16 protein-coding genes are annotated in these 23,500 nt (G+C 34.3%); 15 read left to right on the plus strand and 1 reads right to left on the minus strand.

Going from position 1 to position 23,500, the window contains the following annotated elements:
• Positions 1 to 44: 44 nt before the first annotated feature.
• From ERX46_RS01510 to ERX46_RS01535, 6 genes are all read left to right on the plus strand, one after another.
• Positions 45 to 971: a lytic transglycosylase domain-containing protein gene (locus tag ERX46_RS01510; RefSeq protein WP_130092064.1), complete on the plus strand. Its 927-nt coding sequence runs from the start codon at positions 45 to 47 to the stop codon at positions 969 to 971.
• 27 nt (positions 972 to 998) lie between these two features.
• Positions 999 to 3,800, plus strand: a complete 2,802-nt coding sequence (gene uvrA / locus ERX46_RS01515; RefSeq protein WP_130092065.1) for an excinuclease ABC subunit UvrA — start codon at positions 999 to 1,001, stop codon at positions 3,798 to 3,800.
• A gap of 11 nt (positions 3,801 to 3,811) precedes the next feature.
• Positions 3,812 to 4,495: an LOG family protein gene (locus tag ERX46_RS01520; protein ID WP_130092066.1), complete on the plus strand. Its 684-nt coding sequence runs from the start codon at positions 3,812 to 3,814 to the stop codon at positions 4,493 to 4,495.
• Positions 4,496 to 4,621: 126 nt separating this feature from the next.
• Positions 4,622 to 5,623, plus strand: a complete 1,002-nt coding sequence (locus ERX46_RS01525) for an META domain-containing protein (protein ID WP_130092067.1) — start codon at positions 4,622 to 4,624, stop codon at positions 5,621 to 5,623.
• A 642-nt stretch (positions 5,624 to 6,265) separates the two neighbouring features.
• Positions 6,266 to 7,432: a hypothetical protein gene (locus ERX46_RS01530; protein ID WP_130092068.1), complete on the plus strand. Its 1,167-nt coding sequence runs from the start codon at positions 6,266 to 6,268 to the stop codon at positions 7,430 to 7,432.
• The gene (locus ERX46_RS01535; RefSeq protein WP_130092069.1) at positions 7,411 to 8,835 is read left to right on the plus strand and encodes an OmpA family protein; all 1,425 of its coding nucleotides are present in this window, start codon (positions 7,411 to 7,413) and stop codon (positions 8,833 to 8,835) included. Before ERX46_RS01530 ends, ERX46_RS01535 begins: the two co-directional genes overlap by 22 nt.
• Before the next feature lie 756 nt (positions 8,836 to 9,591).
• On the opposite strand, the gene ERX46_RS01540 is transcribed toward ERX46_RS01535, so the two are convergent.
• Complete coding sequence (locus ERX46_RS01540; RefSeq protein ID WP_130092070.1) at positions 9,592 to 10,800, minus strand: BaiN/RdsA family NAD(P)/FAD-dependent oxidoreductase; 1,209 nt, start codon at positions 10,798 to 10,800, stop codon at positions 9,592 to 9,594.
• Between the two features lie 570 nt (positions 10,801 to 11,370).
• Between ERX46_RS01540 and tatA the strand changes: the two genes are divergently transcribed.
• The 9 genes from tatA to ERX46_RS01585 all read left to right on the plus strand — a co-directional run bounded on the left by tatA (position 11,371) and on the right by ERX46_RS01585 (position 23,367).
• On the plus strand, positions 11,371 to 11,559 hold the full coding sequence (gene tatA / locus ERX46_RS01545; protein ID WP_130092071.1) for a twin-arginine translocase TatA/TatE family subunit: 189 nt from the start codon (positions 11,371 to 11,373) through the stop codon (positions 11,557 to 11,559).
• Between the two features lie 17 nt (positions 11,560 to 11,576).
• On the plus strand, positions 11,577 to 12,986 hold the full coding sequence (gene gatA, locus ERX46_RS01550; protein WP_130092072.1) for an Asp-tRNA(Asn)/Glu-tRNA(Gln) amidotransferase subunit GatA: 1,410 nt from the start codon (positions 11,577 to 11,579) through the stop codon (positions 12,984 to 12,986).
• Positions 12,987 to 14,462, plus strand: coding sequence for a lytic transglycosylase domain-containing protein (locus ERX46_RS01555; protein WP_130092073.1), 1,476 nt, complete (start codon positions 12,987 to 12,989; stop codon positions 14,460 to 14,462).
• Positions 14,463 to 14,535: 73 nt separating this feature from the next.
• Positions 14,536 to 15,669, plus strand: coding sequence for a DUF4837 family protein (locus tag ERX46_RS01560; protein WP_130092074.1), 1,134 nt, complete (start codon positions 14,536 to 14,538; stop codon positions 15,667 to 15,669).
• Positions 15,670 to 16,719: 1,050 nt separating this feature from the next.
• Positions 16,720 to 17,196 carry a hypothetical protein gene (locus ERX46_RS01565; protein ID WP_130092075.1) on the plus strand — a complete coding sequence of 159 codons (477 nt, stop codon included), beginning with the start codon at positions 16,720 to 16,722 and terminating at the stop codon, positions 17,194 to 17,196.
• 91 nt (positions 17,197 to 17,287) lie between these two features.
• The gene (locus ERX46_RS01570; RefSeq protein WP_130092076.1) at positions 17,288 to 17,560 is read left to right on the plus strand and encodes a hypothetical protein; all 273 of its coding nucleotides are present in this window, start codon (positions 17,288 to 17,290) and stop codon (positions 17,558 to 17,560) included.
• A gap of 23 nt (positions 17,561 to 17,583) precedes the next feature.
• The gene (locus tag ERX46_RS01575; protein WP_130092077.1) at positions 17,584 to 19,086 is read left to right on the plus strand and encodes an efflux RND transporter periplasmic adaptor subunit; all 1,503 of its coding nucleotides are present in this window, start codon (positions 17,584 to 17,586) and stop codon (positions 19,084 to 19,086) included.
• A gap of 13 nt (positions 19,087 to 19,099) precedes the next feature.
• On the plus strand, positions 19,100 to 22,189 hold the full coding sequence (locus ERX46_RS01580) for an efflux RND transporter permease subunit (protein ID WP_130092078.1): 3,090 nt from the start codon (positions 19,100 to 19,102) through the stop codon (positions 22,187 to 22,189).
• Positions 22,186 to 23,367 carry a TolC family protein gene (locus ERX46_RS01585; protein ID WP_130092079.1) on the plus strand — a complete coding sequence of 394 codons (1,182 nt, stop codon included), beginning with the start codon at positions 22,186 to 22,188 and terminating at the stop codon, positions 23,365 to 23,367. Before ERX46_RS01580 ends, ERX46_RS01585 begins: the two co-directional genes overlap by 4 nt.
• The last annotated feature ends 133 nt before the right edge of the window (positions 23,368 to 23,500 follow it).

The following is a 23,500-nucleotide window of genomic DNA, read 5'->3' on the forward strand; positions in this document are numbered from 1 at the left end:
AATCACTTTAGTTTCATTACTTTTGCACTAAAATTTATATAAAAATGAGAAACGTTTTTGTTATTGCATCGATTTTTATTTTGTTCCTGTTTTCCTGTAAGGACGAACCAAAAACGACTTTAGAAAAACCTGAATTCACGAAAGAATCTATAAAAAATCATTTTGTTGTGCCTGAAGTTCCTGATGGTATATTTTTCGCTGGAGACAGTATCTCATTTAAAGATTTAGATTTAAAAGAGCGAATGGACAATGAATTAGTTATCAATAATTTTTGGCATTCGAATACTATAATGATGATGAAGCGCTCTAATCGTTGGCTTCCTGTTATGAAAAAGATTTTTAAGGATGAAGATGTGCCAGCCGATTTGGTTTATATTTCTATTATTGAAAGTGGTTTGCAAAATGTCACCAGTCCAAGTGGAGCAAAGGGATTTTGGCAATTCATGGCGCCAACAGCAAAAGAGCAAGGACTAATTATTAACGAACAAATGGATGAGCGCTACCATGTTGAGAAAAGTACCCGAGCGGCTTGTAGATATCTGAAAACTGCGCATGAAAAATTTGGATCGTGGGTTTTAGCCGCTGCATCATATAATTTAGGAATATTTGGAATGTCAGATAACCTACAAAGACAAAAAGTAAACAATTATTTCGACTTGTCTTTAAATCCAGAAACAGCCAGATATATTTTTAGATTAATGGCGATTAAATTGGTGTTTGAAAACCCAAGTAATTACGGTTTTTACATCAACAATGAAAGTCTATATCCTGAATATGTTACAACAGACGTGATTATCGATACTTCAATTCCTAATCTTTATGAATGGTCAATTGAACATGGAATAACAATCAAAATACTAAGGAAACTTAACCCTTGGATCAGAGGAAAAAACTTTATTGTTGAAGAAGGGGAGGTCTTTACTTTTAAAATCCCGAAAGACAATGAACAACTTGGAGTGTTCAAAGGTTAATCTATTGTATATACAAGTGCATTAAATATGAAAGATCAAATAGAGATTCTTGGAGCTAAAGAACATAATCTTAAAAATATAGACTTAATTATCCCAAGAGATAAATTGGTCGTTTTTACTGGACTCAGCGGAAGTGGGAAGTCATCACTGGCTTTTGATACTATTTTTGCAGAAGGTCAGCGCCGTTATATTGAAACATTTTCAGCCTACGCAAGACAGTTTTTGTCGGGAATGGATCGTCCAAACGTTGATAAAATTGATGGACTTTCGCCTGTTATTTCGATTGAACAAAAAACGGTTTCTAAAAATCCGAGATCAACTGTAGGAACAATTACTGAAGTTTACGACTTTATGCGTTTGCTTTTTGCTAGAATTGGAACTGCGTATTCTTTCATTTCGGGAGAAGAAATGGTGAAATATTCAGATGATCAAATAGTTTCCTTAATTATTGATGACTTTGAAGGAGAAAAAGTAGTGTTTTTAGCGCCTTTAGTAAAAGGAAGAAAAGGACATTACCGGGAGCTTTTCGAAAGAATGCTCAAAAAAGGTTTTACGAAAATGCGTGTCGATGGTCAAATTGTGGATATGACTCCGGGAATGAAAGTCGACCGTTACAAAGTGCACGACATTGAATTGGTGGTTGATCGATTATCAGTAGATACAAAAGATAAAAAGAGATTAAAGAAAGCAGTAGAGACAAGCATGGAAATCGGTGAGAAATCCATGATGCTGATGAAATTTGACGCTAAGGAAGTTCGTCATTTTAGCCGTACTTTAATGTGTCCTTCTTCGGGAATTAGTTATCCAGATCCTGAACCGAATTTATTTTCATTTAATTCACCTTATGGAGCTTGTCAAACTTGTAATGGTTTAGGAGAAGTTTCTGTAATTGATTTAGATAAAATTATTCCAGATAAGAAATTATCAATCAAAAAAGGAGGTTTAGCACCGCTGGGAGATTATAAGCGTACTTGGATTTTTGAAGAATTAGAGAAATTCTTAGAGGATGAAGGATTTACGTTAAATACGCCGCTTGAGGAAATTCCAGATGATTTATTGACAGCAATTCTTTACGGGCGCGAAGCAACAAGAAATAACTTAGGAAAAAATGTTGCTGCTTTCGAAGGAATTATTGATTTCTTGACGAGACATATTGAAGAGAAAACTTCTGCTAAAATTACACGCTGGGCACAAACGTTTATGAATAAGAAAACGTGTCCAACTTGCGAAGGTTCAAGGCTGAAAAAGGAAGCGCATTATTTCGAAATTGATGGTCAACACATTGGTCAGCTAGTTGAAATGGACATCGATGAATTGGCGCATTTCTTTGAAGCTTTACCTCCGAAATTGAGCAAATCAGAAATGATTATCGGTAAAGAAATTCTAAAAGAAATTGGCGATCGACTTTCATTTATTTTGTCTGTTGGATTAAATTATTTGACCTTGAATCGTTCGGCAAGAACTCTTTCAGGGGGAGAAGGTCAACGTATTCGTTTGGCTACTCAAATTGGTTCGGAATTGATGAACGTTTTGTATGTGTTAGATGAGCCAAGTATTGGTTTGCACCAAAGAGACAATACAAGATTAATAGATTCTTTAAAGCATTTACGTGATTCAGGAAACTCAGTAATAGTAGTTGAACATGACCGTGAAATGATTGAAGCTGCTGATTTTATTGTGGATATTGGACCAGGAGCTGGAGTGCGTGGTGGAGAAATCCTTAACGCATGCAGTTGGGAAGAATTAATTAAAAGTGATTCATTAACAGCTCAATATTTATCGAATAAAAAGAAAATAGAATCACCAAAAGTTCGCCGAAAAGGAAATGGTAAAAAACTAATTCTTAAAGGAGCAACAGGTCATAATTTAAAGAATGTTGATTTGAAAATCCCTTTGGGAACTTTTACTTGTGTAACAGGAGTTTCAGGAAGTGGAAAATCTTCACTGGTAAACCATACCTTATATCCAATTCTAAATGCACATATTTATAATGGAGTAAAAGAACCATTGCCTTATAAAGAAATTAAAGGAATGGAGCATGTGGATAAAGTGATTGAAATTAATCAAGATCCAATTGGTAGAACGCCAAGGTCAAATCCTGCTACCTATACTAAGGTTTTTGATGAAATCAGAACTTTGTTTTCTACAATTCCTGAAGCACAAATTCGTGGATATAAACCCGGACGTTTCTCATTTAACGTTAAAGGTGGAAGATGCGAAACTTGTAAAGGTGGCGGATTGAAGCAAATTGAGATGAATTTCTTGCCAGATGTATATGTAGAGTGTGAGACTTGTGGCGGAAAACGTTACAACAGAGAAACTTTAGAAGTACGTTATAAAGGAAAATCAATTTATGATGTTTTGGATATGACCATCGAAAAAGCAACCGTGTTTTTCGAGCCAATTCCAAAGATTCATCGTATATTGTCTACTTTGCTTTCCGTAGGACTTGGTTATATCAAGCTTGGGCAACCATCAACAACAGTTTCGGGAGGAGAAGCACAACGTATAAAGTTATCCACTGAACTCTCGAAGAAAAGTACTGGAAAAACAATTTACATCATGGATGAGCCTTCAACAGGTTTGCATTTTGAAGACATCAGAATGTTGTTGGATGTTTTAAATCGATTGGTTGAAGAAGGAAATACAGTTTTGGTAATTGAACACAATCTAGATATTGTGAAAGTTGCCGATTATGTTATTGATGTTGGTCCAGAAGGTGGAAAAGAAGGTGGTCGCATCGTTGGAGAAGGAACTCCAGAGCAATTAGTAAAGAAATTTAAGGATTCGATTACAGCAAAATATTTAAAAACAGAACTAGAAAGATAATTAGAAGATATATGAGTCACAAACCAGGAAAAGATTGGAATGAAATAAAGTCGAACGACAGTTGGGCGATTTTTAAAATAATGGCAGAATTTGTACAAGGATATGAGAGCATGGCGCGCATAAATCCAAGTGTTTCTGTATTTGGTTCAGCAAGAACTCAACCCGATAGCAAGTATTATCAAAAAGCAGTCAATATTTCAAGATTGCTTGGAGAGAAAGGCTATGGTGTAATTACTGGCGGAGGACCTGGAATTATGGAAGCGGGTAACAAAGGAGCGCAAGAAGGCGGAGGGCAATCCATTGGGTTAAATATTGACTTGCCATTTGAGCAAAGTGGGAATAAATATATTGACCAAGATGCTAACTTGAAATTCGATTACTTCTTTGTTAGAAAAGTTGTGTTCGTAAAATACTCTCAAGCATTTGTTGTTTTGCCAGGTGGTTTTGGAACGATGGATGAATTGTTTGAAGCGTTAACTTTAATTCAAACCAAGAAAATTGCACGCAAACCAATCGTTTTTATTGGAACGGAATATTGGCAAGGTTTAATTGATTGGATAAAAAATACAATGTTGACAGAAGGAAATATTCATGCGGCAGATCTAGATTTATTTAAAGTGTTAGACGACGAAGAAGAAGCGGTTAAATATATCGATGACTTCTTTAAAACTCATTCTTTGAAGCCGAATTTTTAATTTCATTGGTAAAGATTATGCATGCTTAACACATTATAACAATTACATATTGATATAGTCACTTACTTTGCGAAATATTACAAAAAAGTAATTATCTTTTAAAGAAGAATTATTAAAACAATAAATATGAAATTAAGAAGTGTATTGCCATTTGTTGCCGGATTAGTGATTTTACAATCTTGTTCAACACCAAAGAACGAAGTGATGTGGGTTGGAGGAATGAAAACGGAATGTGATGCTGAGGCTGGAAAAACGGAATGTTTGAATGTTTATGAAGGTGAAGAATTGAAAGATGAAAAATGGCAAGGTATGTCAGCTGACATCGAAGGTTTTTCATTTGAAGAAGGATTCATGAAAAAAATTGAAGTGAAAAAAGAAGAAGCAAAAGGAAACGAAACTTCTCCAAAATACACTTTAGTTAAAGAATTAGAGAGAAAAGAAGATCCACGTATGCACTTGAATGGACAATGGGTTTTGGCTTCTATCAATGGAAAAAACATCAATAAAATGATTGTTTTACCAACCATGAAATTTGATTTAAAAGCAAAGCTAATTTCAGGAAATGGAGGTTGTAATTTATATTCAGCTCAAATTGATGAATTGTCAACTCAAAATATCAAGTTAAGTAAAAACGCTGGTACTTTAATGGAATGTGCCAATGAAAACATGGAAAACGAATACCATACTGTACTTTCTGAAATCGCTAAATACGAAGTGAAAAATGAAAAATTAACTTTCCATAATAAAGATGGAAAAGAAACGATGACATTTATTAAAGTTGATCCTTCACAGCCAAATCCAGCTCTTGGAGGAATGTGGATGAGCACTAGATTGATGGGGGATACAATTATTAAAGCAGATAATAATCCAAATATCACCTTTGATTTAGATAAGATGATGGTTGCTGGTAAAGATGGATGTAACAATTACAATGCATCAATTGAAACTTTGTCAAACGCTGATTTAATTATAGGGCAAATTGCTTCAACTAAAATGATGTGTCCAAATATGGATATGGCAGATAAATTCACAGAATTAATTGCTAAAGTCGTAACTTATAAAGTTGTTGGAAGCGAACTAATCATGATGGATCAAGACGGAAACGAAGTTTTAGCTTTTGTAAAATAGGAAGAAATATCTAATTTAAGATATTAAAAGGGCGGTGCTGATTATTCAGTATCGCCTTTTTAAGTTAAATTCTTTTTTTTATTAAAATGACTATCTGTTAATAGACCAGTAGATTAATGTGTTTAGGAGCTGCTCTTGTTTTAATAATTGATTGGAATCGATAAACAAGGTTGTAATTTTTAATGTAGACATTCACTGATTTTTTTAACCTGTTGTAATTTCAGGATTTAGCAGATTTTAAAATACGTTGTTCTGCGAGAAGAGGGCCGTAAGATTTATTCTTGATTGTCAAGTACGCAAATTGATCATCTTATCATTACATGAAACCAGGCCATCTAGTGATAGTAAGATTTAATTGTCGACTTACTGGTAAACATAGGTGGCATTGTTAATAAATAGGATTACCACGTTGAAGTGTAACTTTTGTAGCTATTGGCAGCTATAAGTTGAATCAATAAATATAGAACGAATAGTTGATTTGTCTAAAAATAATAGTTATCTTACAGAGGAGGAATTGCTAATCAGGATGTTTTTTTGATTTGGAGTTTCCTAACGCCTAAAACATTAAATTAAAATAGTTCAAGATTAAAGCTAAATATAACATGAAATTGTTTTAATCTTGTGCCAAGAAATAAAACGAAAATGAAATTAAAATTAAAACAATCTATATTAGTTGCCCTGTCTGTTATTAGTTTTGGATATGCCAACGCACAATCGCAAATTATTAAGTTGGATAGTGAAAATGGTTCATTTAAAAACTTCCCAGTTCTTCCAGATAACGAGGCTTTCGCTATTGAAGGGGAAATTGATAAATCCATCAAGCTTGTTGAAGTAACGATAAAAGAAAATAAATCTGGAAACGATCCTGTTGTTTATAGTTGGAACAGGTCATTGCATAATAATTCCGAAAATTTCGAAGTTTTAGTTACTCAGCCATTAAAAGCTGGAGCAACTTACGATTTTGTTGTTACTACTTTTAAAGAATTAGAGGTAGATGCTAAGAAAAGGATTCTTGGTAATATCTTAATTCGCAGTAATCACTTGATTAAAAGTGAAGTTACTATTGATAAGCATGAGCTAAAAGTTGATAACGCTAAGAGACTAATCGAAGGATTGAATGAAATAGTTTATGAAGGAATTGCACTTCAAAGATCAAGAAATGGAATTGAATTCGATGGATTATCTGGATTAGTTGAAAATGAGATTAAAAAAATCAATAAATTCAAATTTAAAAAGCTTCTCCACAGAAAAGATGGAACTGAAAAAGATTCTATTTCTAATGCTGCTTTAGATAAAAAAGTAAACTATTTAACAGAGTTGATCTTAACTGAGATCAAGCCATTTATTGCTTCAGAATTGGTTGAACAATACAGAAGATATCCTATTATGGAAGTAAAAACCAGAAAAGGTAATTTCACACTTCCTATCAATGGTGGACTTTATGCATGGAATCTAAACTCTAATATCAATGATGTTAGCTTTTCAAATACAGGTTTAACACCTGGAGTGGGTTTTACAATTCCTTTCAAAAGATCATTTAGTGTAAGAGGGAAATCCTTAACGGCATTAGGTATTTCATTAGGAGTTTTAACAACTAAAATGAAAGATGCAAATGGTGACCGTTTTGCTACCCCAACCATTACACTTCCTGTATACGCAGCATTAGGAGTTAACGTTTTTAGAGTTATTAGAGTTAACGCGGGAGCGATAATGGTTAGTAATATGGACGCAATAAATAGTAAAATACAGTTTATACCAACATTTGGTATTGCTTTGGAATTAGACGCATGGATTGGAGTAAGAAAATAGGATTATTAATACTTGCGGTGCTAGTTTTAGCAGCTTGTTCTTCTAGGAAAAATTACGGTTCAGTATATTTTGCTAGGGGAGATGTCTTTAATGACGCCGAATTGGATTATGACTTAACTGTAAGTGATTACATTGATTATGCAGATTCAATAAACAATGACATCAAAAGTTTAAATCATTATGAAAATGATGTTATCAACTCTGTGGATACAACTGTTTCTGGTGAAGAAATCAGTTCGTTAGACACCTTGAGATTAGAAGAAAAGGTTTTAAAAGACACTTTGTTGCGTTTTCAGGATGCTACAGATACTATTTTTACGAATGATTTAACTCTGAAAAATGAGGAGATCATGGATACCGTTATTGTTGATTCTATTGAGCTAGTTAAAACGGATAGTTCAAGCCTTAAGGTTAATGACTCTATCTTGGAATTAAAAGGTGAAGACAATTTTATTGCTGATTCATTAGAGTTTCTTAAAATGGATACTTTAACGAATGTTGGTGACTCAATACAAGTAATGTCAGATACTTTGAATAAGGTGAATATTGATTCAAGTAAAGTGAAAATGGTTCAACCTGCGGATTCTATTCAGTCTGTCATTAAAGAAAAGAAAGCTTCAGACGCAACGAAAATTATTTACACAGATACAATAGGTGTGATTCGTGAGAAAGGACTTGACAATGGAAATAAATCAAATGCAGATTCAAACTCTGAATCAAAATCAAGAGGCGATGATAATTCTTCTAAGGCCAATAATATTATTATAGTTAATCCTTCAAAAAGCAATTCCACTAACGATAAACCGTTAAGTGATTCCACTAAAAACAGTGTTAAATCACCTGAAAAGTCGAATTCGCAAAACAAAAATCAAAGTCAAGAAACTCAAACTACTGAGAAAACTGTTGATAATAAAAATGCCACAGCAATTGTTCCCGTAATAACTACTGAAAAGAAAGAAGTAAAAACAGATACGGTTACAATTGTAAAAGAGAATTCATTTTATACGAAAGAAATTGATTCACTTATAAGTATAAATGAAGGATTGAGGTTGAAATCAAAAACTGACGATTCAACTATTGATACTTTAATTTACTCTGTCTTCTTTGATACAAGTCAGAAAAACCTGAGTGAGAGCGGTAAAGGGATATTAAGAACTTTAATAAGTGATGCAAATAATAAAAGCTACGTGCTACAATTAGCTGGATTTACCGATAAAAGTGGTTCCCCAAGCTTTAATAAAACATTAAGTGAACAACGTGTTAAAAGTGTTTTGGACTTTCTAGTTGCGAACGGATTAGATGAAAGAAAAATTTACTTCCAATCTTTTGGGGCGAATTATGCAACCAGTCAAAGTGATTTGAATATGCGCATTGTTTCTTGTAGGTTGATTCTTAATAATTGAAAATTGATAATTGTGACACTTGAAATGCGTACCCAAATTATGGTTCTATATGAAATACTGTGGGTAATCAATTTTAATCCTTTGAAAAATTAATAGTTCTAGTACGAATTTAACTGTAACCTACACGAGTTGTATTTTAAAGTATTTAACCAAATCATCATTTCATTTTTTACAAAAAAAGCATATGGATTCCTGTATTTCAGTTGGTTAGTCCCGGCGGGACGGCATATTAATAGCCAAGGACGTAAGTCCTTGGTTTAAAAAAAAATAGATATAATACAAAACCCAACAAAATCGACCTAATTGCATGCAATTAGGTCGATTTTGTTGGGTTTTGTTTCGGTTTGTATCGTTTGGCGGATGGACTTACGTCCATCCCTATTAACATGCCGTCCCTCTGGGACTTCGTGCAATAAATACTTGAATAATAGTGGTTTATGAAATTAAGCGAAATGTATTTTAATAGAAAGTTTCCATTTAAATAAAAGTAGAACCAAATTAACAATCGTTTAGCTTCAATTAAAACCATAGATTTTAAATCTACCCACACAAAATCATATAGAACCCAAATTATTAATGAAACAATGTATTTGCCTTTGATTTAAAAGAAGATCTGCGTAAAATCCGCGCTCGAAGGTTTGCGTCAGCCCGATTAAAATACGGGACAAAAGTCCGTGTACTATTCCACTCCAAAATGAATTATCTTCAAGTCTCTACAAATTCGTAATTACATCATTCGTAATTCGTAATGGATTTTCATTTAAGTTTCCCTGCAACAAACCCGGTAGTCCAAGCAGCCTGGAAATTATAACCACCCGTTATCGCATCAATATCCAGTACTTCTCCAGCAAAATATAATCCTGGAAGATGTTTACTCTCAAGTGTTTTCATATTTACACTGTTCAAACTTACTCCGCCACAAGTAACGAACTCTTCTTTGAAAGTAGTTTTCCCACTTACTTCATAAACATCGTTGGCCAGCACTTCAATTAATTTATGAACTCCTTTTTTCCCAATCTCATCCCATTTTTGAACCAATGGCAATTCTACTTTATTCAATAAGTACAGCCACAAACTTGACGGTAAATTATAAGGACGCATATTCTGCAATTGTTTTTGACCGTGTTCTGAAATAATGGCTTGAATTCCCTCTCGAACCACCTCCTGACTTTGCTCGTTAGTCCAATTCACTTGCAGGTTGAACTGATAGTTTTTATCGGCCAAAAGTCTTGCTCCAAATGAAGAAAGAGATAAAACCGCTGGTCCGCTCATTCCCCAATGTGTAATTAATAATGGTCCATTTCCAATCAGTTTTTCTCCTTGAATTTTTGTTGTAGCATTTTCAACTGAAACTCCCATCAAAGATTTTATCTTTTCTTTCGGCATATTGAAAGTAAATAAACTAGGCACCGGCGTTACAATTTCATGTCCCAGTTTTTCTAACCATCTTAATCCATCTTTCTTTGGACTTCCACCAGAAGCAACAATTACTTTGTTGAAAAACACACTGTTTACATCATCAAAAAACACATTAATTCCTTCAACGGTAGCTTCCAGTTTTTTAACAGCAGTGTCCATCTTAATGGAGATATCCAATTGATTAACTTCCGCCATTAAACAATCGATAATGCTTTGCGAATCGTTTGAGACAGGAAATACGCGTCGATCATCTTGCGCATAAAGAGCAACATCACGAGAAGTAAACCATTCAAGCGTATGTTCATTACTAAATTCTTGGAATAGCTTTTTCAGTTGTTTTCCACCACGAGGATAAGCCTTGCTTAATTCTGAAATAGAAGGAGTTGAATTTGTAACATTACATCTTCCTCCACCAGAAACTTTCACTTTCGCCAAGAGCTTCTTAGATTTCTCTAGAATAATAACAGTGCTTTCAGGGTAGTTTGTTTTTGCTTGTATGGCTGCAAAAAATCCTGCTGCACCACCTCCAATTATTCCAATTTTCATCTTTATTACTTTGGGTGCAAAGTTAGTAATCGAAGTTGAAACTGAGTCACCCCAAACCAAATTCTTATGAACTTCTGTATCTCTAACTATTGTTGGTCATAGTCGTTTATAACGGTTAGTAATGGTTGTTAGATTAGCTTCCTAGATTTGGTATTTAAACTTTTTTGAAATTATTAATGAATTCTGTATCTGCTGTTATGACTGATCTTATTCGTTTATAACGGTTAGCAACGGTTATGAGTTCAGCAAATGTAAATCAAATGCCTAACTACCACTCTTCACTCTTCACTCTTCATTCTTCACTTTTCATTTTTCATTTTTCTTTCTCCTTTCACCATTCTCCACTTTTCATTTTTAATTTTTCATTCTCCTTTCACCTTTCTCAAATACTACCCTTATGTCATCCTCAAAAAGACAAAAATGCAGCTCATCATTTTAATTTTGAGGACTTCAAGTTTGCAGTTTAAACGTCATGAAAATGATTTCTGACATTCTTCACAAACTTTATCAGCTATGGTCGTAGATTAATACAATAATACGTAACTTTGCGTAAATTAAATTTGAAGCAAGATGATTTTAGGAATGTTTGGTCCTTGGCAAGTTGTTCTCGTAGTGATAGTTGTGTTACTGCTCTTTGGTGGGCGTAAGATTCCTGAGCTTATGAAAGGTTTGGGAAAAGGAATGAAAGAATTCAAAGACGCTACCAAGAATGATGAAGATCAAGGTGGTGAAAATGAAAAAGAAAACAACAAGAAATAGGATAAAATCCCTTATTCATGTATAAAACTTTTACCGAGATAAAGGCTGCCCTTGATAAAGGACGGACAGTTCAAGATATTCTTCAGAAGTATTTGGAGAGTATTAAAGAACGTAAAGATTTAAACGCTTTTTTAGAAGTGTTCGAAACTTCAGCTAAAGAACAAGCTGTAGTTGTAGATGAAAAAATCAAAAATGGAACTGCTGGTCGATTGGCTGGTATGGTTATCGGAATTAAAGATAACTTGTGTTATAAAGGACATAAAGTTTCTGCTGCATCCAAAATTTTAGAAGGATTCGAGTCAATTTATACGGCAACTGCGGTTGAGCGTTTATTGGCTGAAGACGCTGTAATTATTGGTCGACTAAATTGCGATGAATTTGCAATGGGCGGTTCAAATGAAAATTCAGCGTATGGTCCTGTTCGAAATGCATTGAATGAAGACTACGTACCTGGTGGTTCTTCTGGAGGTTCAGCATCTGCTGTCGCTGCAGAATTATGTACAGTTGCTTTAGGTAGTGACACTGGAGGTTCAATTCGTCAACCTGCATCTTTTACTGGAACAATAGGATTCAAACCAACTTATGGAAGAATTAGTCGCTATGGTTTAATTGCCTACGCTTCTTCTTTTGATCAAATTGGACCAATAGCTCATGACATTGCTGATATTGCTTTGGTAACAGAGATTATGGCTGGAGGTGATGAATATGACGGAACAGCTTCAAAGAAAGTAGTTCCTTCATTAACACCAAGTCCGTTAAAGGGGAAATTAAAGATCGCTTATATAAAAGAAACACTTGATAGCGATGGAATAGATCCTGAAGTTAAGGCGAGAATTGAACAATTGGTAAACTGTTTAAGAGCAGATGGCCATGAGTTAATTCCTGTTTCTTTCGCTTATCTTGAGCAGATGGTTCCAACTTATTATGTTTTGACAACAGCAGAAGCTTCTTCAAACTTATCTCGTTTTGATGGTGTTCACTTTGGTTACAGAAGTGATGAAGCAAAAGGCGTTGAAGAGGTTTATATAAAGTCAAGAACTGAAGGTTTTGGGGATGAGGTAAAACGAAGAATCATGGCAGGTACATTTGTACTTTCTCAAGGATACTTCGACGCTTATTACACAAAAGCTCAAAAAGTAAGAAGATTAATACAGGACCGTACCAACGAAATTTTAGCTCAAAATGACTTAATTTTGTTGCCAACGACTCCTACAACGGCATTTGAATTGAATTCGGTGAAAGATCCAATTCAAATGTATTTACAAGATATATACACTGTACAAGCTAATTTAGCTGGGAATCCTGCTATTTCTTTACCAATTGGAAAACACAGCAACGGAATGCCTTTCGGTTTGCAATTAATTGGAAAGCATTTTGGTGAAAAGGAATTACTTGATACTTCAGCTTACTTAATGGATTTCTGCTAAATGATAAAACACGTAAATAAAATAGTATTTCAAACTTTGGTTCTGTTTATCGGAATTTCTGCTTATGGTCAAACGGATACATTAACACCAAAGGACAGTTCGGAAGTCATAGAGTATGAACAATTTTTACGTGTAGTTGAGAATACATTAGAAGGTTATTACAGGGATTTTTCATCTACAGACAGTCAAACCGATTCTATCATAAAGTCTTTGGGCTACGATGAAGACGATGTGCCTGAATTTGATGATTCTATTTATTGTCAGCGTATTGCTGAGATGAACGAGATGAGTCCTTTTCAATTAGAATGTAATAGAGATGTTGTAAGCGTTCTAAAGTTTTTTGCTAAAAACAGAAGAGGATTTACAAGTGTTGTTTTGGGTCGATCAAAATTGTACTTCACAATGTATGAACAGAAATTGGCTGAACACGGTTTGCCTTTGGAGTTAAAATATTTATCAGTAATTGAAAGTGGTTTGCGTCCACAAGTGAAATCCAGAGCTGGTGCTTTAGGACTTTGGCAGTTTATGTACCGTACAGGTAAGTATTATGGATTGGATCAAAATTCATATATCGATGAAAGAATGGATCCAGAATTGGCTACCGAAGCTGCATGTTTATATTTAAAAAAATTACACAGCTTATATGACGATTGGAACATGGCTCTTGCTGCCTATAATGCAGGTCCTGGAAATGTCAATAAAGCGATTCGTCGTTCTGGTGGGAAAATGACTTATTGGGAAATCCGCCCTTTTTTACCAAGAGAAACACAAGGTTATGTGCCTAATTTTATTGCAATGTCATATATGTTAACATATCACGCAGAGCATAATGTTAAAGCAAGAGAAGCCAAGATTCATGATTTCGAAACAGACACTATTTGTTTGAAAGACGGAATGCACATGAAGGTTATTGATTCAATTATTGGATGGTCTGTTGAAGATATTCAAGCTTTAAATCCAATTTACAAAACAACATACATTCCTAAAACATCACCTCCACAATGTATTTCTATTCCTACAAAGTTAGTTGGGAAATGGGTAGAATTCGAAGACAGTATTTATGTTTTAGATTCTTTGATTTATGAGAGTGTAGTAGAGGTTGAAGAAAAAGAACGAGGAGATGTAACAGTTCACTATGTCAGACGAGGTCAGACTTTAGGACATATCGCAGATCAATATGGTGTTAAAGTGCGCAGTATTATGGAGTGGAATAATATGCGTTCAACACGTTTAGCTATCGGACAAAAATTAACAATTTATTCAAGCAGTGCAGCTCCAAAGCCTAAAGCTCCTGTGGCAAGCACAAATTCACAGTCAAAACAACCTATAACTGGTCAAACCCATACCATTAAGTCAGGAGAAACCTTATGGACGATTGCAAATCGAACGGGAACAACCTTGGAAGAATTGAAAAAACTCAATCCAGGCTTAAATTACAGAGATTTAAAAGTCGGACAAAAAATTCGTGTTAAATAAAACATTAATCTTTCTTTTCTTGTTTCTTTAGCACAATTATTGCTGTTTGTCTACATCATAAAACGATTAGAAAATGAAAAATTGGTTGGCTATACTATTCCTAAGTGTTATTCTTTCTTCATGTTTAGATGAAGTTAAATCTGAAAAAGAAACCAAGTCAAAAGCTGAAATAGCGCAAGATTCAACCCAACAAGGTGGAAGAAAAATAATAAACGCTGGCTCTGTATCTCAATATACTGGTAAGCCAGGAAGATTAATTGTTGTTGCAGAACCAACAGAATATATTAAAGAAATCGAATTTTTATTTGATTCTATTTTCGCTGCGCCCATACGACCTTTTTATCCCATTACTCCTTATTTTGAAGTGTATCAACGTTCACCTCAAGATTTCAAAAGATTATCCACCCGACTAAGAAATGTTATAGAGCTTTCCATTGATGAGAAAATCGAAAAGGGATCTCCGACAATGCATATTTATGAAAATTACTATGCGAAAACTCAATTATACACCAAGTTGCAAGCACACGATATAAGCGATTTGTATGATTTACTTCTCAAAGAAGTAGATTATCTCTTCCAAATTTACGATCGTCAAGAATGGAAACGTGAATACTATAGACATCCTTCCAAAAAAAATGAAGCTACAAGAGATAGGCTTAAATCTAAATTTGGAATTGATTTAACACTTCCTTCCAAGTTTAGTTATGAATCTATTAATGATGAATATGCAATCATAATGTTCCCAGATAGAACACGTCAAATGGACATGGAAACAACCGGTGCGTATAGTACATCAAGAGCGAATTTCATACAAAGTGGAGTGATGGTTTGGCAATATCCGTACACAGATGAAAGACAATTGCATCCTGACAATTTAATGATGATGCGCGACACTATTTTAAAGTATTACGCACGACATGAAATTGAAGGAGTTTATATGGGAACGCAAGATCATCCAGCGGTTATTCCACAATATGAAAAATTGAAAATTGGTGACATCACAGGTTATCAATTTAGAGGTTTATTCAAATTCACAGGAAAGTCAGAACCTTCGGGTGGTCGTTTTTGGAGCTACCATTTCAAACATCCAAATAGAAATACGATAGTTGCAATAAGTGGTTATTTGGATGCGCCACCGACAATGTCAGCAAGTTATGATTTTAATAGAATTCGTGCTGTGATTTATTCTTTGAAGGTTGTAAAGTAAGTTTGTCTATGTAGCTATCCCGAATCCTGAATTTATATAATTGGGTTACCAAGCTAAGTCGTAATTATTTAAAAAGAGATTCCTCGTCGTTTCACTCCATCGGAATGACAGGTTTTCGTTGGCTTGGGTGGGGTAAAATTTGCTCAAGCGAAGCTTGAGCAAATTTTACCCCAAAGACTTCTCTACGAACTGTCATTCCGATAGTTGAGAAAATCTTAGATTTTAACAACTGAGGAATCCCTTCTTCCTTTTTGCTAAAGTTTAACTCTAGATAAAATTAATCAATGCGATTACCGGCTGTATTATTGAAAAAACACATCGTTAAAATTAGGGATTAACAACCTATATTGGTAGCCCAATTATATAATTTGTTTTGTTTAAAGGAATCTTGATCCTTAATTTAATTGGTTCTGTTGCGATTTTAGTGGAAAACAATCATTTTGTAGTAATGTATTAAACTTAGTTTTAATACAAAAAAGCCCTTCTTTAATTAATAAGAAATTCTCTAAATCAGCTACCAAGAGATTTTATCTAGTGGTCTGATTTCAAATCAACTAGTCCCGTACTAATCATAATCTCATAATTTTATCACGGTAACGTTTTCTTTTAACAAATATTCTAAGTTTCAGGAATACCATTAAATTCATGGTAGAATCATTTAATAGACATCAATATATTTTAGATTATCATAAAACAAAAAAAAACCTGATAATCAATTGATTATCAGGTTTTTATTCTGTTGTCCCACTAGGGAGCACCAAAAAACCTCAAACCCCTTATTTCACTTGCGTTTAAAAGGTTTTATTAAATGTAGGTCACCACATAGGACACGTGAAATATCGTGTATTATGTACTTATATGAATGAACGTTTAAGTTGTAAATATACTCATTTTCATATTCATACAAGCATAAATAACACTAAATATTATGATGTTTTAAAACAAAACTTCCTCTACCTCAAGAACATCCAAACCTAGATATATAGAACATTCCTTTATAGTAACATACTGATGTGATTTTTTGAGGTGGTGTTCCTTCATCTTTTTGATATGCAAATATTGAATATCAATAAATATTATTTACTTTTGAAAAACGTGATTAAGAAATACACCTCCATATTAATGTTATTTAGTGCCTTAGCAATGATGCTGGGTCACAATTTAATACCACATAATCATCACGACCATGAAGTTGTTCATTTCGAGCATCAACATTCTGATGGAGAACAGCATGATCATCACGAAAATAATCACGAAAACGATTCTGAGGATTTTGATTTTGGACATCTTTTTTCTCACTTTCAACATAGCGAAAAGGATGTTGCATTTTTAAGTAACAACAATTCCCATACTACTTTTTCAAAACAACTATCCCTTTACCCTGCTGTATTATCAGATACTTATAATTTTCAGCATACTTCACCTTTTGTTCAGCATTATACACAACCGCTGTACAAAACTGTTTATTTCAATTCACTTTACCACCTTCCTTCGGGGCTTCGGGCTCCTCCTTATTTCATCGTTTAATTTCCTTTATCTTCTAAAGGATTGATTTTACTTGCATTTTAATATGTCAAGTACAGATTTATTTTACTTAAAAATCAAAACAAAAATTACGATGAAAAATTCAATTATAGTATTGGCTGTAACAGCCTTAATGTTTGCAGGATGTGACAATAAAGATTCAAATGGTCATGGACACGAGCATGATAGCGAAGGTGGACATACAAAAAGTGAAAGTGTTCACAAGCATTCAGATGGTTCGGTTCATGAGGACCATAAAGATGAAGACCATACGCAAGAAGAATTTAAAGTGAAAAGCGACAACTCTTCTAATAAAACAGAAGAAGGTCATGGACATAGTCACGAAGACGGTGATCACAAGCACTAAACTAAATTAAAATCTAAAGAATTATGAAAATAGCATCAATTATGATGGTCTTTTTGGCATTCCTATTTGTTGGATGTTCTGACAAAAATGAAAACAGTCAAAGCCAAGAAGCAACAAGCAGTTTAGAACCGCTTGCATATACAATTTACTCCGAAAAAACAGAATTATTTGTAGAATTCAAACCCTTAGTTGTAGGAAGTACATCTACTTTTGCAGCACATTTTACCATTTTGGGAGAAAACTTTTTACCACTTACTGCTGGCAAAGTAACAGTGAGTTTAGTAATGGGAGAAAATGGAATCCGAAATAGTGCGGAATCTGCGAGTTCACCAGGGATTTTCCGATTGGCTTTAAAACCAAAAACAGAAGGAGATGGTAAACTCATTTTCGATATTGAGACAGAAGATTTTACTGATCAAATCATTATAGATAATATATCTGTTTATTCGAATGAACAGGCTGCACTAGATAATCAAGAGGTGATTGAAAGTGGTGACGATATCACCTATTTGAAAGAACAAGCTTGGAAAGTTGAATTTGCTAATGCCCCAGTTTTAAAAACACCTTTCAGTAACGTTATTAAAACGAGCGGACAAATTCTTTCTGCACCTGGTGATGAGATAATTATAACAGCCAATGCAAGCGGTTCTGTAATGTTTGCAAGTAACAAAACAATTGTGGGTTCTGAAGTAAAGGTCGGTACTAACTTGTTTACTGTGTCGGGTGGTAATATCTCAACAGGAACTATTGACGCCAACTTTAAAGAAGCAAAAGCAAATTACGATAAAGCAAAAGCAGATTTTGAACGTGCAAGTGAATTGGTAAAGAGCAATATTATTTCCCAGAAGGAATACTTACAAGCTAAAGTTGATTTTGAAAATACGCAAACGGTTTACAATACGCTAGCTAAAAATTATTCAGCAAAAGGTCTTGCTATAGAATCACCAATGGCTGGTTTTGTAAAGAATATTTTGATTAGTGATGGTCAGTTTGTAGAGGCAGGAACTCCACTTGCAGTTATTTCTAAAAACGAAAAATTAGTTTTGAAGGCAAATGTTTCTCAATTATATTTCAATAAACTTCCTACAATTTCGAGTGCTAATTTTAAACTAGTAGGAGTGGATGATGTTTTTGAAACACAAAAATTAAATGGGAAATTAATTTCTTATGGAAAAAGTGTTTCTGACAAATCTCCTTTCATTCCAATCACTTTTGAGATAGACAACATTGGAAATATTATACCAGGTTCAGTTGCAGAGGTTTTTTTAAAATCAACACCGATTCCAAATGCATTAGTTATTCCTACATCAGCTTTAATGGAAGAGCAGGGAAGCTTTTATGTGTATGTACAGGTTGGCGGAGAAAGCTTTCAAAAGAGAGAGGTCAAACTCGGATCAACTGATAGTATCAATGTTCAATTACTTTCAGGAGTGACTGAAGGAGAAAGGGTGGTGACAAAAGGAGCTTATCAAATTAAACTTTCCGCTGCATCAGGAGAATTACCTGCGCACGGTCACGAACATTAAAAAAGATATTATCATGTTAAATAAAATTATAAATTTTGCACTCAACAACCGGCTGCTCATTGTAGTTGCATCGGTTTTGTTGATCGTGTTTGGATCTTTCGTAGCGTCAAAAATGGAGGTAGATGTATTTCCAGATCTTACCGCACCTACAGTTGTTGTAATGACAGAAGCACATGGAATGGCTCCTGAAGAAGTTGAGAAATTGGTTACTTTTCCAATCGAAACATCAGTAAACGGTGCAACCGATGTAAGAAGGGTACGAAGTTCATCATCTGCAGGGATTTCTATTGTTTGGGTAGAATTTGAATGGGATACCGATATTTTTAAAGCCCGTCAGATTGTCAATGAAAAAATCAGTGCAGTTGGTGAGAAGTTTCCTACAGGAATAGGGAGTCCAACAATGGCTCCTCAATCCAGTATTATGGGAGAAATCATGTTGATAAGCCTTACAGCAGATTCTACAAATCAGATGGATTTGCGGACGATAGCGGATTGGACAATCAGACCGAGATTATTGGCGACTGGAGGAGTAGCACAAGTGGTGACAATTGGAGGAGAATTTAAACAATATCAAATTTTAGCCTCACCTCAAAAAATGGAATTTTACAATGTTTCACTTTCTGAATTACTTAAAGCAAGCCAAGAAGCCAATGGAAATTCATCGGGTGGTTTTATCAACGAATATGGAAATGAATATATCGTAAAAGGTATAGGAAGATCAAATAACGTTGATGAATTAGGAAAGTCAGTGATCAAAGAAATAGATGGAAATCCAGTTAAAATTGAGGATGTTGCCGAAATCAAAATCGGACCTTCTCCAAAGATTGGTGATGGATCAGTGAAAGGCGAACCTGCGGTAATTATGACCGTTATGAAGCAACCCGGAACAAATACACTTGAATTGACTGATGATATTGATGCAGCAATCGCAGATATTCAAAATAATCTACCCGAAGATATAAACATCAATACAGAGATTTTCCGTCAGGCTGATTTTATAAATGCTTCCATTAGTAATATTAAGAAAGTACTCCTTGAGGGAGCAGCTTTTGTTGTTATTATCCTCTTTTTGTTTTTAATGAATTGGCGAGCAACTGCGATTTCATTAGTTGCAATTCCTATTTCATTGATTGTTGCAATCCTGACCTTGAAAGGACTCGGTTTTACGATTAATACGATGAGTTTAGGAGGAATGGCAATCGCCATAGGAGATTTGGTAGATGATGCCATTATTGATGTCGAAAATGTTTTTAAGCGATTGAAAGAAAATGCTTTAAAATCTAAGAAAGAAAGAAAGAAGAAACTCAAAGTGATTTTTGATGCTTCTTTTGAAATACGTACAAGTATAGTTAACGCGACATTTATTATCATCGTTGCATTCCTTCCTTTATTTTTCTTATCTGGAATGGAAGGTAAATTATTGGCTCCATTGGGTATTGCGTTTATTGTTGCCCTTTTTGCTTCATTAATCGTTGCTATAACGATTACACCGGTATTGTGTAGTTATTTACTAACCAAAGATAAAATGTTGGAAAAACAACACAAAGAAAGTTGGTTAGTAGAACGTCTTCAGAAACTGTATGTTTTATTACTTGAAAAGGTAATGCGTTGGAAAAAGACAATGATTGCAGGAAGTCTTGTATTATTTGCTTTATCAATGTTTGCTTTTAGTCAGTTAGGAAGAAGTTTCTTACCTGAATTTAATGAAGGCTCTTTGGTAGTTAGTGCAGTAAGTTTACCTGGAATTTCTTTAGAGGAGAGCAACAAAATTGGAACTAATATTGAGAAAGAATTGCTTAATGTTCCTGAAATTAAAATTACGAGTCGACGAACGGGAAGAGCAGAATTAGATGAGCATGCACAAGGTGTAAACGCTTCTGAAATAGATGCACCTTTCACGTTAGGAGAAAGAAGTAGAGCAGACTTTATGGCTGATGTGCGAGAGAAAATCGCTGGAGTATCTGGAGCAAACATTACTATTGGTCAACCAATTGGACACCGAATTGACCACATGCTTTCTGGAACTCGTGCCAATATTGCTATTAAACTGTTTGGTTCTGATCTGAATAAATTGTTTTCTATATCCAATCAGATTAAATCAAAAATCGAAGGGATTGAAGGTCTGGTGGATTTGAGTGTAGAACAACAGGTAGAGATTCCTCAAATTCAAATAAAAGCAAAAAGAGAATTGTTGAATCATTATGGAATTACCATTGGTCAATTTAACGAATTTGTGGACGTTGCTTTTGCAGGAGAAAAGGTCTCTGATATTTATGAAGGAGCTAAAACCTTTGATTTAATCGTTCGATTTGATGATGATAACAGAGGTAAAATAAAGAATATTCGAAATACATTTATTGACACAAAAGAGGGGAAGAAGATTCCACTTCATTATGTTGCGGATATTGTAAGTTCGAGTGGACCTAATACCATAAATCGTGAAAATGTCGAACGAAAAACTGTTGTTTCCGCAAACGTTGCAGGACGTGATCAAAAAAGTGTAGTTGAAGATATTCAACGAACTATTGAAGCGGAAGTAACACTTCCAGAAGGTTATCATATCGAGTATGGAGGTCAATTTGAAGCAGAAGCAGAGGCTTCAAAAACTTTGATGGCGACTTCGTTACTTTCACTATTGATCATCTTTTTGTTGCTTTATCAAGAGTTTAAGAACATCAAAATTGCAGGTATAATTCTATTGAATCTTCCACTGGCATTGATCGGAGGAATATTCAGTATCTATTTTACAAGTGGTATTTTAAGTATTCCTGCAATTATTGGATTTATCACCCTTTTTGGTGTAGCGACAAGAAATGGGATTATATTGGTGTCACATTACAAAACCTTGCAAGATGAAGGTTTGAATTTATATGATACTATAATTCAAGGTTCAAAGGACAGATTAAGTCCCATACTAATGACTGCTTTAACTGCTGGTCTGGCATTAATACCACTTGCAATTGCAGGTGATTTACCAGGTAATGAAATACAAAGCCCAATGGCTAAAGTGATTCTTGGTGGTCTATTTACAGCCACAGTGCTAAATATCTTCATTGTTCCTGTAGTGTACTTTTTAACTAATTCAAAATCAGAGAAAAAATGAAAAAGTCATTTTATATAATATTGCTTTTATTTGGCATGGCCTTAAATGCAAAATCACAAATATCGATTGACTCTGTTCTTTATACTATTGAGCAGAACAACAAAACCATTCAAGCCAATGTGCAACTTTGGGAAGCAAAAAAAATGGAGTATAAGACAGGGTTAATGCCTTCCAATCCTAAGGTTGATTATGATTTCTTGAATGGTTCGCCTGTAGGTGCTGGTAATCAAATAGATTTTGCTGTTACGCAATCCTTTGATTTTCCAACTGTGTATAGCAAGAAAAAACAGCTTTCTGAAGAGCAAATCAAACAGGCTGAATTCCAATTGACTTCTGCTAAACAAGATATCTTATTGGAGGCGAAACTCACTTGTATTGAGTTGGTTTATAGATATAAATTTCAGTCGGAGGTTTTAAAGAGGAAAGAAAGTACCGACAAATGGCTTTCTGATTTTCAGTCGAGTATGGTCAAAGGTGAAAGAAGTATTTTAGACGTTAATAAAGCCAAGCTTCAACTCACTGAGATAAATGCAGATTTTCAGAGAAACCTATCTGCGATCAATCAATTAAATCAAAAATTGACTGAATTAAATGGTGGTGTTGTGCTTAATGTAACGGATCTGTCTTATTCTGAGATAATCGAAGTACCCTCTTTTGAAAATTTAGAAGAAGAGATTAAAGCAAATGATCCAATTCGTGAGTACATAGAGCAAGAAAATGTAATCATTGAAAAGAAGATAGAGTTGAGTAAAGCTATGTCCTTACCAAAAGTCGAAGCAGGTTATCGTTATCAAGCCATATTAGGACAAAGATTTAACGGAGTTCATGTGGGGCTTACGATTCCACTTTGGGAAAATAAAAACAAAGTGAAAGCGCAGCAAGCCAACCTGGAGTTTAATGATTTGAACTTATTAAATCATTCCAATGAACGTTATTATTACATACAGAATATCTATGAGAAACAACTTAATCTTAAATTAACGCTTGATGAATATGAGACACTTTTTACGGGTTTAAATACTGTGGAACTGTTAGATAAATCGCTAGAACTTGGGCATATTTCAACGATAGAGTACTTTATGGAATTGTCTTTTTATTACGGTGCCTTAAAGAACTATTTAATGACTGAAAAGGAGTATCGTCAATCTATTGCCGAACTGTTTAAGTATAAACTATAAGTTAGTTGAGTAAACACAGTGACGAAGAATTATGTCTTTTATAAAAAGGACCTCTTTGTTGGTGTGTTTACTTTATTGTTTTGTATCGAGCAAAGCGATATCCGATATATGATCTTTCCGTATTGGATATCTT

The sequence above is a fragment of the Brumimicrobium glaciale genome, assembly GCF_004152935.1.
Classification (GTDB): domain Bacteria; phylum Bacteroidota; class Bacteroidia; order Flavobacteriales_D; family Crocinitomicaceae; genus Brumimicrobium; species Brumimicrobium glaciale.